Consider the following 16042-nt stretch of genomic DNA (forward strand, 5'->3'; position numbering starts at 1 on the left):
CCTAGTACGTGGGGCAGAGGTGCGTGTGCACCGCGTCCAGGATCTTGGCCGCCTTGGCCTGCCCGAATCCGTCCGGGTGGGTGGGCGACGTGAACCGCTGGTTCGTGAGGTCGGTCTGCTTCTGTTTGTCGGTGGGGAAGTTAGCGATCGTCTCGCACTGGTTGCGGCCGCGGTCGACTGCCTTGTCAGGCTTGGTGTTGACGACGTCCGGGTCGATGGCTGTCAGGGCGGCGATGTACTTTGCCTGCGTCGCCGCATCCGGCTTGGGCGGAATCCCCTTACCCTTGGGCGCCTCGGCGGCGGCCGACGGGCTACCCGTCGCCGTAGGTGTGGCGGGGCTGCTCGGAGCAGCAGCGCTGGGCGTCTTCGCCGACGCCTTGTCGGCGCCCTTGTCGGTGCCGCAGGCGGTCAGTGAGGCAGTGGCGATGACGGCCGAGAGTACGGCGATGGCGGTGCGGTGGTTCACGGTTCTCCCCTGTGCAGTGACTGTGTGCGCAAGAGTCGATCGCTCACCGTAGGCAATGGTTGTACGCCAGTGGAATCGCTTTCCGATCCTTCCACTCCAGCCGTTCCTGGGCCGCCAAAGGTGGCCGTCGCCGAGACTCGAACCGGCAACTATCGGATTAAAAGTCCCGGCAAGTGCTGCTGGATCCGCTCCAGACCCCGCCTTCCCGTCGCATCGCTCACGCATCGCTCACGCATCTGACCCGGGTGACCTGGGCTCTTGCCGCCCGGAGGGACCGGTCAGGCCCGGAGACGGCGGAGGAACTCGTCCTCGTCTACGACCTCGATGGCCTGGCCGGCGTCGAGCAGCGCCTGCGCGATCTTCAGCCTGCCGCTCAGGGTCGACCAGCGTGGGCGGGGTCAGCTGCCCAGCCACGGCGGTGTTCCATCCGCAGATGGCGAGGTGCACCGTGTGAGCCACGGTTAGTGACTCCGACCGCCCGGCGAACCCCCAGGTCAGACAGCAAAGTCCTGCTGGAGTTACTAGGCTTGCCCCATGGCCAGCCGACACGTCGCGCGCACCTGGGGGATCCATCCCGGCGGGGGATACTCCACCGTCTGGGCCGACCTCGCCGAAGGCCGGCTTACCGCGCGGGGGCGGGCCGTCGGGCTCGACCCCGAGCCGTACTGGCTGACGTACACCCTGGAGACCGGCGAGGCCTACGCGACCTCCCGGCTCCGTGTCACCGTCGAGACGGCGACCACGGCCAGGATCCTGGACTTGCGCGGCCACGAGGGTTGCTGGACGGCCGACGGAGTCCACCGGCCCGACCTCGACGGCGCGCTCGACTGCGACCTGGGCCTGTGTCCGCTGACCAACACCATGCCCGTGCTGCGCCACGGCCTGCACCAGGGGGCTCCGCCCGTACCGCATCACTTCCTGATGGCCTGGGTGTCGGTCCCCGGCCTCGACGTCAGCCCGGACCAGCAGACGTACACCCCCCTCACCCGAGACGGACACGGCGCCCGCGTCCGCTATGAGTCGGGCGACTTCCGCAGCGACATCGAGTTCGACGGCGACGGCCTCGTCCTGGACTACCCCCTCCTGGCCACGGCCCTTACGCGCTGACTGCTCGCCCGGCCGAGTGCCGCTGTGAGGCCGGAACCGCAGGGGCCCGACGGCAGGCGACGGCTCCCTGGGCCGGCTCCCCGCCCTCGGGCGACGTGACTGAGGCTTCGAGGGACGGAGGAGGCGGCCGCCGCGCCCGCCGTTTCGGGACGGCCGCGACACCCCGTGGGCGTATCCATCAGACACCATCGCCACTTGCCCGCCCCACCGGCCACGCGCTGCCCGCGCTGGTTGCCGCCCGGATGGACGATTAGGGCCGTCGTAACTCGTCCTTCGGCCCTCAGCGGGTTCGATACTCGGATCGGGTGAGGCGCACCGGCCCGGGCTCACCCGGCTGTCGTGGCGGCGGCGCAGCGGAGTGCTCCGATGCTTCGCTTGCCGGGCCCGGTCGCACCCCGCGATCGTGTTCGACAACCAGGAGGGCCGCCGTGGCCGCGCAGGGCGAGTTGGACCAGGCAAGGGTGGATGCCTTCATGGAGAAGGCGCTCGGGGACGTCAGCGGGACGATGGCCGTCGGCTTGTGCCACCTGGGGGACCGGCTCGGCCTGTTCAAGGACCTCGCGGTCAGCGGGCCGACGAGCAGCCAGGAGATCGCGGACCGTCTGAACCTGAACGAGCGTTACGTGCGCGAGTGGCTGCGGGGTCTCACGGCCGCGGGCTATCTGGAGGAACCGGAGCCCGGGCGCTTCGTCCTCCCCGCCGAGCATGTCCCCGGCCTGGTCGACGAATCGGGGCCGATGTTCCTGGGCGGCGTCTACCAGATGATGCCCGCCGCCCTGGCGCCGTACGAACGTCTGATCGAGGCGTTCCGGAGCGGGGGTGGCGTGCGGCAGAGCGACTACCCGGACGTCCTGTGGGACGGCATGAGCCGCTTCACCGGCAGCTGGTTCGAGAGCGTGATGGTCGACGATTGGCTCGGTACCTTCCCTCACGTCATCGAGGGGCTTGAGCGGGGCATCGAGGTCGCGGACGTCGGATGTGGCGCCGGCCGCGCCCTGATCGTGCTGGCCAAGGCATTTCCCCGCTCGCGCTTCACGGGCTTCGACAACTTCCCGGGCCAGGTGGAGCGTGCCCGTACGAACGCGCAGGAGGCCGGTGTCGCCGACCGCGTGGGCTTCGAGATGGTCGATGCCGCTCAGGGTCTTCCCGGGCGCTATGACCTCGTCACCACGTTCGACGTCATCCACGACTCTGCGGAACCGAAGCGGCTCCTCACCGCCATCAGGGATGCGGTCAAGGACGACGGCGACTACCTGATGCTCGAGGTCAACTGCGAGGACCGCCCCGAGGACAACGTGGGCCCAGTCGCATCAATGTTGTACGGGTTCAGCGTGTTCTACTGCATGACCACGTCCCTCGCGAACGGCGGCGCGGGCTTCGGGACGTGCGGCATGCCCGAGGCAGTCGTACGCAGTATGTGCGCCGAAGCAGGCTTCGGCAGCGTGGCGCGATCCACAGCGGAGGACCCCTTCAACGTCCTCTACGACATCAAGCCGTAGGCCGACGCCCAGGCCCCTCGGAGCCCGTGTTGGAGGCCCACAGCACCGCCCGCGTGGTCGGCGGAGCCGGGATCATATGGCCAGCCAGACGTATCGAGGGCCCGCGATGTCCAGTACGTATTCGCCCTGCTCCTGGCCTGCAGGGCGCATCACGGGGGGTGGCAGCCGGTTGAGCCAGCGCTGCCACAGCCCTGCGTACGGGCCGCCTTCGAACGGGACACGGATTCCGGAGTCGATCTCTGTCACGGCGGGAGCGTACGTCGGCCGTCGCACGCTGGCGACCGTCAGGGAAGTCGTTGAATGGCGACCATCGCAGCGTCGTCGCCGAGCGTGCCGCCCGCAGCGTGTTTGAGCAGATCGTCGTGGAGGCGAGTGAGCAGGTGCTGCGGACTGGCACCGTGCCAGTGTGCGACTCGCTCCGTCAGCGGGTAGAAGGCTCCGGTGTCGTCGCGGGCCTCAAGCACGCCGTCCGTATAAAGGAGCACGATGTCGCCGGGCTCGAAGGCGAACACCTCCGCGGCGAGACTGGAATCACCGAGTGAGGCAAGGCCCAGAGGCGGCGCCGGCTGGTCTACCTCCAGGGACGTGACGTGGCCGCCGCGCAACAACAGTGGCGGCGGATGACCGCAGTTGAGGAGGTGCAGGACCGATTCGTGGTCGGGGATGTCGAGCACCGCTGCGGTGACGAACCCTTCGCCCTCGTCACCGGTGCCGGGACGCGAGCCGTCGGTGTACTCCACGGCCGGCGTCACCGCCGTCTCCAGATACACCGCGAGTCCAGGCAGGGCACCCTCCTGGTGAGCGGCCGCCCGGAAGGCCCCGAGGACAAGCGCGGCGTCACCGACCGCGTCCAGGCCCTTGCCGCGCACGTCGCCGATGATCAGCCGGGTTCCGTGAGGGGTGCGTGCTGCCGCGTACAGGTCCCCGCCGATCTGCGCCTCCGCCTCGGCCGCCAGATACAGCGAGGCGATGCGCAACGGTCCGAGCCGCTCGGGGAGCGGCCGTAGCACCACCTGCTGCGCTGTCTCGGCCACCGAACGCAATTGGACCAACTCTTTCTCGTGTACCTCGCGGAGATGGGCGAAGAACGTCACGAACACCGAGATCAGAACGAGCGCGGTGATCTGGAAGGTGTGGTTCAGGTCGGTCAGGCTGGTGCGCGCCGCCGCGACCGCCATCTGAGCCAGGACGGCAAGTGCGCCAATGGCCCCGGTGGTGCGGGGGCCGGCGAACGAAGCCGTGATGGCGGGAGCGGCGACCATGAACGGACCGACATGCACGTCAGGTGGCGCCAGAACGTCGACCACGGTCACCACAGCAATCAGTACGAGTGGGACCACCAGCAGCGCGTGGCCGAGTTCCCCCGGTCGGCGGGGACCGACCCGCGTGCTACGACGTTCCATCTTCCCTGCATACACCGCCCGCGCCGAGGCCGCCCGGCGCTCGGGTCTGTTGCGAGGTGCTCGTCACGGGCGCTCGCCGCTCCCGACCCCGGGACCTGAGCCGACCATCTCCTTCAGGACCTTCAGCGTGCCGGAGGCGCGCATCCGCGGCTACGTGGACGCCCGCAGGGGCCTCAGCCGGGCTTCAGCTCGCTGACACGAGCGATGCCCTGTTCCCGACCGCGACGGGGCAGTCCGGGACATGCAGCACCCGGGTAGCCCCGCTATGCGCCTGTGTGCACCTGTTCGCCGCCCCAGGCCACCCCCGTCCATTGCCCTGGGCGAGGGCCGGGCTCAGCCCTGTGACCTGATGTGGTCGATCACGGCGGTCAAGTCCTCCGTGGGGGAGAAGTCCACATATTCACAGTCTTCGAGCGCTACGGGCGCATGCCCGGGTGCCCAGTAGAACGCCTGCCCGGCTTCGTAGATCTCGTCGCCGTCCTTCGTCACCATCTTCAGCCGGCCCTTGAGCATGTACCCCCAGTGAGGGCAGGGGCAGAGATCACCGGCCAGGCCCTTCACCGCCGGTCGCAGGTCCGCCCCCTGGGGCAGCTGTACGAAGGCCACGGACAGGTCGCCGCCGACTGCTTGCGCTCGGAGTTCGACTCCGCCGCCCTCGATCGCGACCGGTGTGTCCTGCCTTGTTATCGCTGTCATGGATGCCTCGCTTCCTTCGGAGGCGGCGAAGCGCCTCTCTTCCAGGCTGGCCCGGAGGACCGCTGCGCGCCAGGCGGGGCATGCGGGAGGCCGGTCCCCGGTTCTCAAGTCGGCGCCGACTGTCGGACCAGCGAGGGGCCCATTGCCCAGCTCGGCCCGGTAGCCCAGGTCGCCGCACTGCACGGCGAGCTCCGCAGGTCGGTGGCTGCCAGCGCCAGGCTGGCAGCCACGAAGGCCAGAGATTGTCTTCGTGCGGGAGCGCGCGTCCGTGTACTGGTGCTTACTCGCGGTGGGCGGGGTGCCCGTCGGTGAGGAGACTGCCGTACGCCAGGCACAGCACGGGGAAGCCGAGCTCGTCCAGGGCGAGGCGAGCCGTCTCCGCGTTGGAGGGCCGGTGCCCGGTCGCCGTGTCGATCAGTTCGATGACGTAGTGCAGGCCGCCGCCGACGAGGGCGAACCACGCCTGATTCTTGCTGAACGTCTCGCTGTGCACGGGGACCAAGCGGGCCGCGGCCTGCTGGATCTGCTCGCGGGCGACTTCGTGCCGTGTCCCCTCGGACAGGAAGGTGGTGGTCAAGGGTGTGTCCTTGCTGGTCGGGGTCGCGCCGGGGTGAATCGTACGGGCCTGTGCTCTGGTGCAACCGCTCGTTGAGCGCTTCGGTGGCGGTTGCCGCGAGCTGAGGTTGTGGAGTGGAGTGATCGACAGACGACGAGGCGGCAGACGAGCGCGGCCCTCATGGTTTGACCGCAACCGCCAGAAGGCCGTGACCTAAGCACGCGCTGCGCGGCAGACGAGGACGCCGCCGAGGCAGGTGACCCTGAACGCGCCTTCCACCCGGATGGTTTCGTCCACCCGCTCTCGGGCCCGTTCGACCGTCTCCTTGAACGGCACACCCATCTGGTCGGCCCACGCCTCGTACGAGGCCAGATGGGCGACCACAGGCGCGGCGTCGGTCACCTCGATCAACCCCCGGTAGGGGGGATCGTCCGGACATCGTCGAAGACGGCGCCAAGGACGGTGGGGGCGTCTTCCAGGGTGAAGGGGGCGGAGAGCTGTACCCGTGCGGGGCCCTCCAGGATGCCGAGGACATCGCCTGCGGCTCGTCGCCAGAGGTCTTCCAGTTCTCGCTTATCAGTCCTGCTGTTGGTGGACGCGATGGCGATGCCGTCCCCGGCCAGGACGCGGTCAGCTCCTGGGTGGCTCGGGCCTGGTCCTCGACGTGGTAGAGCATGTGCATGGCCAGGACCGCGCCCAGCGCCCCGTCGGCGATCGGGAGCCTCTGGACGTCTGCCGCCACGGCTCCTTCGATACCCGCCAGGATGCCGGGAGAGATGTCCATGGGGAGCACGGCCAGGTCCGGCCGGTCGGCGCGTACCCGCTGCACGAACTTTCCGTTGCCGCAGCCCACGTCCGCTACTGCTCCGCGTATGCCGGCCAGCTCGCCCACGACGATGCCGGGGAGGTCGTGTCGTGGGGTCTGCCATTGGTAGAGGGACTGGCGGGCTGCGAGGTGCTGGCCGTTGCCGTACGCCTGGTGGAGAGCAGGCGCCGGTCGGTCACGGAAGGGTCGTTCGCGGGCTGGGTGGTCATCGCGGCTCCGTGGGTGTGCTGACGAGAGCGGGCCGGGTGGTCGCCTCGTGGATGTGCTCCCGAAGATCGACCACCGGCCGTGAGTCACGGTACGGCTCTGCTAAAGCTCGCGAAGCGCGGTCAGGACCTGTCCCAGCAGGAGTGGGGTTGTATCGCGCCGGGCATCAGACGGTTCGCTGAGGGCGGTCGTAGGCCGGGCCGGGACCTCGGCCCAGACGAACTTGCCAGGGTGTGGACGGCGGGGGTGGTAGCCCCAGCGGGTGGCCATGGTGGCGGTGAGCAGGAGGCCGCGACCGCCCAGGGCGCTGTCGCTGGGGGACTGGGGTGTCGGCGGGCGGGGGTCGTTGTCGCCGACCTGGAGGACGACGCCCGTCGGGGTTGGCCAGAGGCGCAGGAGGATCGTGTCCGGAGCGGGCCGTGTGGCGCCTGGTGGCCCCAGTGGACGTGCATGCTGGATGGCGTTGGTGGCGAGCTCCGAGACGAGAAGGCGGGCCACTTCGGTGCCTTCGGCGGGGAAGTGCCAGTGTTGGAGTACATCGACGGTGTGGCAACGGGCCCAGAAGACGGCGTTCGGGATGGCTGCGAGCGCGAGATCGCTGACGGGAGGCAGGGGCTGGCTCATGCGGGTGGCTTCCTCGACGGCGTGGCCAGGTGGCATGCGGTGTGCCGTGGGCTGAGGGGGCGGCCCCCGGGCGGCGGGAGGGGTGCCTCCCGGGGGCTCGCCGGTTTGCGCGGGCTACTTCGTCGCGATCACGTAGACACTGCCCCAGCGGCGCTTCGGGTTGGCCATGGTGGGGTCGAAGGTCCACGGCTCGACGGTGGTGAAGCCGGCCTCGGTGAAGAGCTGGACGAGCTTCTCGTGGTCGTAGGCCCACAGGTGCTGGGTGTACGTGGGGTCGTCGTCCTGGTCGCGGAAGACGAGGTTGACGAGGTCAAGCTGGGTGTTGATGTCGCCGAGGCAGTTCCGCTTGGCGTACCAGCGCTCGATCATCTCGGCGGAAGTGTCGAGGGAGCCGGGGTAGCGGCTGAGGGCGAAAGCGGCGTCGGGGACGCCCGTGATGATCTGGCCACCGGGCGCGAGGACGCGGTGGGCCTCGATGGCGTACTGCTTGGCCGAGCGGGGGTAGTCGATGTGCTCCAGGAAGTGCTCGGAGAACAGCATCTGGGCGGTGTTGTCGTGCAGGGGGATGCCCTCGCGGACGTCCCAGAGAAGGTCGGCCGGCGGGACGGCGTCGATGTTGAAGAAGCCGTCGATTCGATGGGCGCCGCCGCCGATCTGGACCTTGGCGGGCTTGTGGTCGATGCGGCCGTTGGGCCAGGCGCGCCGGCTCGTGTGGTGGTAGCGGTGGAGTTCGATCTCGCGGGCGGCGGCGCGAAGGCCACGGGCCAGCCCGTGGGTGGTGGCCGGGTCGCCGAGGAGAGAGGCGATCTGCTCGCCGAGGAGGCCGACCGAGGGCATGCCGGAGTTGCTCATGACAGGGCTCCTGATCATGAAGAGGTCTGGGTGAGGTGGCGCTGTGGGTGAGGTGGTGGGTTACGCGGCGCTGGGCGCCGGGGCGGTCCACTGCTTGTTGCGCATCAGCGTGTACTTGATGTCCACCAGGCGCGGGGCGATGGTGAGGGAGAGCTCCTCGGCCGGGTGGAGGTGGCCGGTGTCGTCCTGCTCGGCGCGCCAGATGCGGTAAGCCAGGTTGGGGTAGGCCGGGTTGATGCCGATCTCGCCCTTGGGCATCGTGCCGTTGAACGGGGCAACGATGTCCATGTGATTCCAGTAGTTCCAGGCTTGCAGCGCCTTGTACTGGTCGAAGTAGAAGTAGAAGTCGGGGTAGCGGCCGAAGGTCCGCAGCTCCCGGTGGATGAGGTGGCCCAGGAGCGGGCCGAGCTGGGTGGCGAGGGCGTCGAACTCCCAGCGGGTGTGGTGCCAGGCTTCGGGGATCTCTCCGGGGGTGAAGAGCCGTGCGGCCACGAGGTGACTGATGCGCTCGACGAGGTACGTGGCGGCGTGCTCGGGGTCGATGGCGGGGTCGACACGGTGGAGGAGCGTGGCCAGCTCGTCGGGTCGGGGGCGGAACTTCGCGAGGTCGAACTTGCCGGACAGGGCCGGGAAGGAGGCGAACAGCAGCTCCTTGTAGAGCCAGTTGTTCAGCTCTCCCATTTCCGCCAGGCGGCGGGTGTGGCGCGAGGTGGAGTGGAGCATCAGGTACTCCGCCACGGCTTCGAAGTAGAGGTAGCCGAGGATCGGCAGGCGGGGGATCGTCTCGTCGAGCTGCTGGAGGAAGGCTTTCGGGGCGATGGCTGTGCCCTGATAGGCCACGGCGGCGGTGGTGGCGAGGAAGGCGGCCGAGTTCTTGACGCGGGCCACGACGGTCTCGCGGAGCTGGTGCCGCTCGTTCTTGCTGAGCAGGTACTCGAGGTGGCTGTAGATCTGCAGATGGATGAGGCCCAGCCTGAGGTAGTCGATGCCGGCCAGTCCCCGGTACGACTCCGGCGGCGTGTCGATCTCGATGATCAGTGGGGTGGGCCTGCGGTCGGTGATGCCGAGCTTGGCCAGGAAGGCCGGCGCCTCCCTGGTCAGGACGTACGAGGCCAGGTTGTGCATGCGGAAGCCCTGCTCGGTCGGGGTGAGCGGCGCGCAGTAGATGCTTCCGACGAGGCAGCCGCCGGAGGGGTAGAGCATGCCCTCCTGGTTGATCTCCTCCAGCGCGTGGGTGACGTGGAGGAGGTGCAGCTTGCCCTCGCCGCTCAGGGTGTCGAAGAGGGCGTTGCGGCGCAGCAGATGGCCGTTCGGGGTGCCCTCCGCGAGGCGCTGGTCCCATGTGGCGGACTGGGCGGTGAGCGGGTCGACGGGATCGGCGGGGCTGGGGATGAGGCCGCTGCCGTAGAAGGCGTGGGCATCGGCCCACAGGTGGTAGGCGTCGAGGAAGTCCATGGTCACACCAGCCCTGCCTCGGCCAGCGCGAAGCGGACGGCCTCGGGGCTGCTGGCTCCTGCCAGGTGGGCCTTCTCGGAGGTGAGGACGAGATCGAAGGCCAGGCCGCGGTACCGGTCGAAGGCCGGCTCGCGGACGTGCCGGGCGTCCGGCCACCAGGTGGCCTTCGGGAGCCGGTATCGGTCGAGGGCGTCGGCGGCCTTCAGGATGTCCGCCAGCGGCTCCGCCTTCGCGTGGTCGTGCCAGTCGTCGGCGGTGAAGGCGTCGTACGGGACGTCGTGCAGTCGGACGGCGGTTGCCGCCTGCACGATCCGGCGGGGGGTGGCTGTGAGGCCGAAGTGGCCCCACACGGTGTCCGCGTTCGCGGCGAGCCAGATGGCCGCCCGGGCGCCGTGCCCCTGGTCGTCCTTGTCGTGACGGCGCTGGCAGTCGTGGACGGCCGCGGCCACGACCACCGTGGCAGTGTCGGCTTCGTCGAGTCCGTGGCTGTCGGCGAGTACGGCAGCCAGTGCGGCCGTACGCATGCTGTGACGGACGCCGTGGATCGAGGTGTACAGGCGAGGCGTCGCCATCCAGGCGGCCGGCAGTGCGGACTCCTTCAGTAGGCCCCGCGCGGCCGAGGCCAAGGCCGGCTGCGCTGTCGTCGTGATGTCGGGCCGGTTCTCTTCGATCCACTCGACGGTGGCCCGGTCCATGTACTGGTGGAGCGGCAGCTGACGACGGGCAGCCTGGTCGATCAGGGTTGCGGTTGCTGGGATCGTGCTCATGTGTGCCCACCCCCTTTGGTGGTCTCCGCGGTGACGTGCTCCTACCTGAGTGGCGCGGCCTGCTGCTCGCGCTCCTTGCGGTCCTGCTCGGCGGCCTCGAAGGCAGCGGTGAAATCGGCCAGCTCCTGCTCGGTCATCAGCGTGACGCCCAGCTCCGCCGCCACATCCATGATCTTGGCCGTTGCTTCGTCGCGGGCGGCGTCCGAGGCGTCGTCGTCGAGCAGCAGCTCGAACTCGGCGTGGTAGCCCCACGCCTCGCTCCACTTGACCGCGATCTCGACGCCGTCGAAGCGGTAGTTGTGCCGGAAATTGAACGCCTCGTGCATGGCGGCCTCGAAGCCGAGGCCGTTGAACACCTTCACCGCGGCGGGCACGTCGGCGGGGGCGATCGCGAACTCCGTCTCCGCGAACGCGGAGCCCTGTCCGATCTTGCTCTCCTTGAGGGTGATCTTGGCGGTGCCGGCGGCGGTGTTGTCGGTGACCTTTAGCAGCTGGTCGGGCAGCACGTAGAAGTAGATGTGCTTGTCGTCGTTGCCGAGGTCCTCGCCATCCGCCTTCAGGCGGGCGACCAGCTGGTCGTGGGACTCCTTGGGGAAGCGGGCCCGCATCTCGATCTCGATGGCCACGGGGTGGTGTCTCCTCGTTTCAGGCATGGCGAAGCCAGCCGGACCCTGCCGTGGGGGCCCTGTCCGGTTGGCCACGCGCTGTGAAATTGGTGCTCAGGGTGGGTGGCGCGGCTGGGCCGGGGCCCCGCCGCACCGCTCGTGTGTCAGCCCAGGTCGCCGAAGCGGGCCTGGACCACACCGGAGTGCAGGTACGTGGGCAGCTGGACGCCGCCCACCGACGAGCGGCTCGTGGCGACCTGCTCCTCCGTCTCGCTGGGGAAGCCCTCCAGGAGACGGAGGCACTGCTGGACCCACTCACGCGACGCGGGCCAGTCGCCCAGATCGCGGTGGCGTACCGCCAGGGCATAGGCGGTCTCGGTCGCCGCCCAGCGGTCGCTCACCAGCTCACGCTGGAAGATCGACTCCAGTTCGTCGGTGGACGCCAGGCGGGTCTGGTTGGTCATGGTGCCCTCTCAGATCAGACGTTCGTACCCCAGTGGTGTTCAACGCGTCGGCGTCCCACCGGTGACGCCGTGGTCCGCCGTCAGTACGTGTAGATCTCGGCCAGCGTCTTGTAGTCCTGCAGCTCGTCCTTGTCGAACCACAGCTCCACCTCCTGCTTGGCCTCCTCCGCGTTGCCGGAGGCGTGCACGAGGTTCGCGACCGCCTTGCCGGAGGCGATGCTGGCCGCGGCGCTGTAGTGGGACAGGTCGCCTCGCACGGTGCCGGCGGGGGCCTGGTTCGGGTAGGTGCTGCCCACGATCTTGCGGACCGTGGCGATGGCGTCGTAGCCCTCCAGCACCAGGGCGATGACCGGCCCCTGCTGCATGAATGTGGAGGTGACGTTATAGACCTCCGACCCGAGCCGTTCTTCCAGGTCGAAGTAGTGGCGGCGAGTGAATTCCTCGTCCATCCACTTCATCTTCGTTCCGACGATCTTCAGCGCGGCGTCCTCGAACCGCGTGATGACCCTGCCTGCCAGGCCACGCGCCAGCGCATCGGGCTTCAGTAGGACGAGCGTGCGCTCCACGGTGTGTGCCTGATCCTCGGGCATTGTCTCCCTTTCGCCTTGCTAGCAACCGGAGATGACGGGCGATCAGCCGTCACCTGCTGAGGTTACCGGCGTCGGTGAAGCGGCCGGGACGACCAGCGGTGTCCCGTGACGATCAGAGGTGGATGGGGCCTCTGCAGAGACTGGACCGAGGATTCGAATTCAGCCAACTTCCCTGTCCCTCCTATCCAAAGAAGCCGCGCATCTAATATCTCCCTGTGGTCGTCCGGCGCCCTTGCGCCACTCGATAGGGCTCTGGATTCGGAGCGTCGATCAGGTGATTCCTTGCCCCGGTGACTCCCATACTTCCGGGGTGCGCGCTGCGCGACCATGAAGCGCCAGTGCAGTTGGAGTGCACCTTCGGCAGGCGGGTTCCTGCACCGAGAGCGGCGACGACGAAGGGGCGGCGCGTGGAAGTAATCGAGCTCTGGAGCGGGCGGTACGCATGCATCCTCCAGTCCGCGCTCCGGCTCACCAACGAGCAGTTCGCTGCCCAGCTCGGCATCGCCGTCCGAACCGTCGCGGCCTGGCACGCCGACCCAGCTGTCGTGCCGCGCAAGGAGATGCAACAACTCCTGGACTCAGCCCACGAGCAGGCCCCGTCGGGAGCCCGTCAGCGGTTCTCCCTCCTGGTCGCGAACGAGCACCGACCTGCCGCGCCGGGTCCCGCCGGTGCCCAGGCGCTTCGGGTCGCCATCGCCGTGGTCACCCGTGACCATCAGGTCCTGCTGGTGTGCCGACGGCACGACGACGCGTCGGGCATCACCTGGCAGTTCCCCGCAGGCGTGATCAAACCCGGTGGCAAGGCCGAGACCACCACGGTGCGGGAAACCCTGGACGAGACAGGGGTCCACTGCGCCGTACGCGATCACCTGGGTAGCCGCCTCCACCCGGTGACCGGAGTGCTCTGCGATTACTTCCTGTGCGAGTACCTGGCAGGCGAGGCCGCCAACGCCGACGCCGAGGAGAACGCGGACGTCATGTGGGTTCCGAAAAATTCGCTCACCCGGTTCATCCCCGTCGATACGATCTTCCCACCCATCCTGGCAGTGCTGGAGGAGTAGACGTGACGCAGCAGAACGCTGAGGAGCGACCGGGCATCGCCGCGGCAATCGTGGTGCACGAGGGACGTGTGCTCATGGTGCGGCGCCGGGTCAGCGAGGGCCAGCTCTCCTGGCAGTTCCCCGCCGGCGAGGTCGAGGCCGGCGAATCCCGCGAGGACGCCGCCGTACGGGAAACACAGGAGGAGACGGGCCTGACGGTGAAGGCGGTCAAGCTCCTCGGCGAGCGGGTCCACCCGGCTACCGGCCGACTGATGTCCTACACCGCCTGCGAGGTGATCGGCGGCCACGCGCACGTCGCGGACACCGAAGAGCTGGCCGAGCTCGCATGGGTTACCCACGCAGAGATCCCGCAGTACGTCCCCTACGGCCTGTTCGGGCCGGTACAAGAGCACCTCGATGCAGCTCTGACCCGCTGACGAAGGCCGTTGAAGCGTGCGGCGTCGCCCCTTGCGTTGCACGGAACATGCCGGGCCCTATCAGGCCGCGATGTTCCTTCGGGGAACATTCGACCGTTCCTTCGGGGAACACATGCCGTGTTCCCCGAAGGAACATGGCGACCTTCGGGCTACCGGCTGCCTCGGCGGGGTGGTTGCTGTCGTGAGGGAACAGGGACGGCTGCGCTCGAACCCTGGCGGGTGGTGCTCGCGGAGTCGGGGTGAGCGGGCCTTTCACCTGCCACGCCGACGAGGCGGTGCAGCCGCCAGACGAGGACGTCGCTGATCGAGGTGGCGGTGTCGAGTTCTCGTCGTCGGGTGGATTCGGCGAGTAGGACGGTTGGGTCGTGGCCGGCCTTGTGGGCGTCGGCGAGGGTGGCGGCCAGGGCGGGCCAGCTGGGCTCGGCGAGGATCTGCTCGGCCAGGTCGGGGAGTGCCTGGCGGACGAGGGTGGCCTGCCGCTGCTGCACCGTGACGGTGAGGCTGAGGCCGCGTTGGTGGATCACGGTCAGGGGCTGGATGGCGGCGGCCTGGTAGGCGGCGTGCAGGTGTTCGGCTGCTTGGCGGGCGGCTTCGGCTTGCTGGTCGTGGTGGCGGGTGTGGTGCCACTGCTGGGCTGCGACGACGGCCAGGAGCAGGGCGTCGAGGAGGACCGCGAGGAGGGCTCCGTCCTTGGGCGCGGGTTCACGCACGATCGCCTTGATGGCCCGGCGTGTGGCCTGGGACTGCTGATGTTGGGCGCGGATGCGGGAGCGGCTGGCCCGCTCGAATGCGGCTGCTGCCTGGGCCAGCTGGGGCCTGTAGCTGGCGGGGGCGATGAGGGGGAGGGCGTCGAGGGTTTCGGCGAGCACGGTGATGTGCGCCTGGCCCGCAGCGTCGTCAGCGTCGTCGAGAACGTCAGGGATCCGGTCGGCGGCGTCGGCGACCTGCTGCCATGCCGTTCGCCGGCGTCCGGAGTGCTGGCTCGTGGAGTTGGGTTCGGTGGGCGCGAGGCGTTCGCTGATCTTGGGGTAGGACAGGTCGGGGGCGAGGGTGGAGCCTGAGAACCACACCGGCTCGCCCTTGGCGTTCTTGTCGTCGGCGAGGGCGACTTTGTAGCCGCGGATGTCGCCGGAGGGGAAGTGCTGGATGTCCACCAGCACGCCCGCGCTGCGGAGGATGGCGAAGAACTCCTCGGTGCCCGTGGCAGCGGCCACCGTTGTGCGGACGGTGGCGCGCAGCCTCTCCCGGGGTGTGGCGGTGTGCCCAGCGCGCAGGGCCTTCTCCTGCTCGGCGCGGGTGGGGCGTTTGGCGGCGGTGCGGTCGCCGCGTACGACCTGGCGCAGGCCGTACTCCTTCTCGATCGCGGCGCACTCCTTGTCGGCGCGCGGGTAGTCGTTCCAGTGGCGGGCTGGGGTGAGATCGCCTCGGACCTTGGTGGCGACGATGTGGATGTGGTCGTCGGCGTGGCGGACCGCGACCCAGCGGCAGGCGTCGGGGTCGCCGGCCGGGGCGATGCCAGTGGCGTTCAGTACCCGGCGGGCAATCACCGCCCACTCGTCGTCCGTCAGGACCCGGTCCTCGGGCGCGGCCCGCACCGAGCAATGCCACACGTGCTTCTCCGGTGCCCGGTCGCCAGCCTGCTTGACGCGCAGGTCGAGGACGGTGGCGAGCTGGGTGAGTGTGGCCTCCTCGTCGCGGCCGGGGTCGGGGGCGAAGCCGTCGAAGGACGCCACAAGGTGGGGGTCGGTGTGTTCGTTGGCGCGGCCGGGGCCATAGAGGTAGTTCAGGACGCCACGGGTGTTGGCGCCGGCCTTGCCGATCTTCGCGATCAATCAGGCCGCCCTCTTCGATGTGGCGGCTTTGTCTGACGCCACATCGATCGCGGTGGCGGCGTTACGGGCCAGACCGAGGACACGTGCCGCTTCCCCGAGGAGCGCTGTGTCCCCAGGCTGTGGATGGCCGCCGGAGTTCAGTTTGCGGGCGATCTGGTTGACGTTGGTGCCGATCCTGGCGACCTCGGTCCGCAGGGCGGCAAGTTCGTCGATCAGGTCATCGTGGGAGGTCCGCTGGCCGGGCACCGCGAGGTCACCCGCAAGGTGGGACACGACGAGAGCGCCGACGAAGTGGGCGCCTGCCAGGTTCAGACGGCGGGCCTCGGCGAGGATCTCGGTGTGCTCTTCGGCGCTGTAGCGGACGTCGACACGCATCTTGCGCTGCTCGGTCTCACGGGCGCGGCGGCGGGCGATCCGGTAAAGCGCGGCCTCATCGGCGGCCCGTACGACGACGGGCAGCCCGGGGTCGGCGGCACCGGCCGCCTCCTGCCCCGGTGCGCCCTCGCGCCGGGGTTCTGCCTCCGCCACCCCCGGGGCGGAGGCTGCGTTGGACCGGCCCTTGGACGGTCCAACGTCATACCTTGCTGCCTGGTCTGGGGCTGGGGTACGGGCGGTG

Annotated in this window: 18 protein-coding genes and 1 pseudogene; 4 read left to right on the forward strand and 15 right to left on the reverse strand. The window is 69.2% G+C overall.

The window, feature by feature from the left end:
* Position 1: 1 nt before the first annotated feature.
* Positions 2-466, reverse strand: a complete 465-nt coding sequence (locus OG295_RS18335; protein WP_329383176.1) for a hypothetical protein — start codon at positions 464-466, stop codon at positions 2-4.
* A gap of 534 nt (positions 467-1000) precedes the next feature.
* Here OG295_RS18335 and OG295_RS18340 point away from each other — a divergent pair.
* Together OG295_RS18340 and OG295_RS18345 are read left to right on the forward strand one after the other, a co-directional pair.
* Positions 1001-1573: a putative glycolipid-binding domain-containing protein gene (locus tag OG295_RS18340; protein ID WP_329383179.1), complete on the forward strand. Its 573-nt coding sequence runs from the start codon at positions 1001-1003 to the stop codon at positions 1571-1573.
* Between the two features lie 428 nt (positions 1574-2001).
* A complete protein-coding gene (locus OG295_RS18345) occupies positions 2002-3072 on the forward strand; it encodes a methyltransferase domain-containing protein (protein WP_329383182.1) in 1071 nt (356 codons plus the stop codon).
* Positions 3073-3144: 72 nt separating this feature from the next.
* Here the strand turns inward: OG295_RS18345 and OG295_RS18350 are convergent, their stop codons facing one another.
* The 12 genes and pseudogenes from OG295_RS18350 to OG295_RS18405 form a co-directional block, all read right to left on the reverse strand.
* Positions 3145-3318 carry a hypothetical protein gene (locus OG295_RS18350; protein WP_329383184.1) on the reverse strand — a complete coding sequence of 58 codons (174 nt, stop codon included), beginning with the start codon at positions 3316-3318 and terminating at the stop codon, positions 3145-3147.
* Between the two features lie 38 nt (positions 3319-3356).
* A complete protein-coding gene (locus tag OG295_RS18355; RefSeq protein WP_329383187.1) occupies positions 3357-4475 on the reverse strand; it encodes a PP2C family protein-serine/threonine phosphatase in 1119 nt (372 codons plus the stop codon).
* Between the two features lie 333 nt (positions 4476-4808).
* Positions 4809-5171, reverse strand: a complete 363-nt coding sequence (locus OG295_RS18360; RefSeq protein ID WP_329383190.1) for a hypothetical protein — start codon at positions 5169-5171, stop codon at positions 4809-4811.
* 280 nt (positions 5172-5451) lie between these two features.
* A complete protein-coding gene (locus OG295_RS18365) occupies positions 5452-5748 on the reverse strand; it encodes a hypothetical protein (RefSeq protein WP_329383193.1) in 297 nt (98 codons plus the stop codon).
* A gap of 192 nt (positions 5749-5940) precedes the next feature.
* Positions 5941-6762, reverse strand: a pseudogene (locus OG295_RS18370) (class I SAM-dependent methyltransferase).
* A gap of 100 nt (positions 6763-6862) precedes the next feature.
* Positions 6863-7384 carry an ATP-binding protein gene (locus OG295_RS18375; protein ID WP_371677835.1) on the reverse strand — a complete coding sequence of 174 codons (522 nt, stop codon included), beginning with the start codon at positions 7382-7384 and terminating at the stop codon, positions 6863-6865.
* A 114-nt stretch (positions 7385-7498) separates the two neighbouring features.
* A complete protein-coding gene (locus OG295_RS18380) occupies positions 7499-8236 on the reverse strand; it encodes a methyltransferase domain-containing protein (RefSeq protein ID WP_371677836.1) in 738 nt (245 codons plus the stop codon).
* A 60-nt stretch (positions 8237-8296) separates the two neighbouring features.
* The gene (locus OG295_RS18385; RefSeq protein ID WP_371681226.1) at positions 8297-9691 is read right to left on the reverse strand and encodes a hypothetical protein; all 1395 of its coding nucleotides are present in this window, start codon (positions 9689-9691) and stop codon (positions 8297-8299) included.
* 2 nt (positions 9692-9693) lie between these two features.
* On the reverse strand, positions 9694-10458 hold the full coding sequence (locus OG295_RS18390; RefSeq protein WP_371677837.1) for a hypothetical protein: 765 nt from the start codon (positions 10456-10458) through the stop codon (positions 9694-9696).
* A gap of 41 nt (positions 10459-10499) precedes the next feature.
* Positions 10500-11084 carry a CYTH domain-containing protein gene (locus tag OG295_RS18395; RefSeq protein ID WP_329383206.1) on the reverse strand — a complete coding sequence of 195 codons (585 nt, stop codon included), beginning with the start codon at positions 11082-11084 and terminating at the stop codon, positions 10500-10502.
* Between the two features lie 143 nt (positions 11085-11227).
* Complete coding sequence (locus OG295_RS18400) at positions 11228-11527, reverse strand: hypothetical protein (RefSeq protein WP_327305905.1); 300 nt, start codon at positions 11525-11527, stop codon at positions 11228-11230.
* Between the two features lie 80 nt (positions 11528-11607).
* Entirely contained in the window at positions 11608-12117 is a 510-nt protein-coding gene (locus OG295_RS18405; protein WP_329383213.1) for a nucleoside-diphosphate kinase, read from the reverse strand.
* Positions 12118-12524: 407 nt separating this feature from the next.
* Here OG295_RS18405 and OG295_RS18410 point away from each other — a divergent pair, with 407 nt between their 5' ends.
* Positions 12525-13178 (forward strand): NUDIX hydrolase, encoded by a 654-nt coding sequence (locus tag OG295_RS18410; RefSeq protein ID WP_329383217.1) that lies wholly within the window; start codon positions 12525-12527, stop codon positions 13176-13178.
* Between the two features lie 2 nt (positions 13179-13180).
* A complete protein-coding gene (locus tag OG295_RS18415) occupies positions 13181-13594 on the forward strand; it encodes an NUDIX hydrolase (protein ID WP_371677838.1) in 414 nt (137 codons plus the stop codon).
* Between the two features lie 149 nt (positions 13595-13743).
* Here the strand turns inward: OG295_RS18415 and OG295_RS18420 are convergent, their stop codons facing one another.
* Together OG295_RS18420 and mobC are read right to left on the reverse strand one after the other, a co-directional pair.
* Positions 13744-15426, reverse strand: a complete 1683-nt coding sequence (locus OG295_RS18420) for a relaxase/mobilization nuclease domain-containing protein (RefSeq protein WP_371677839.1) — start codon at positions 15424-15426, stop codon at positions 13744-13746.
* Entirely contained in the window at positions 15427-15954 is a 528-nt protein-coding gene (mobC, locus tag OG295_RS18425) for a plasmid mobilization relaxosome protein MobC (RefSeq protein WP_371677840.1), read from the reverse strand.
* Positions 15955-16042 lie beyond the last annotated feature (88 nt).

The organism is Streptomyces sp. NBC_01276, assembly GCF_041435355.1.
GTDB lineage: Bacteria > Actinomycetota > Actinomycetes > Streptomycetales > Streptomycetaceae > Streptomyces.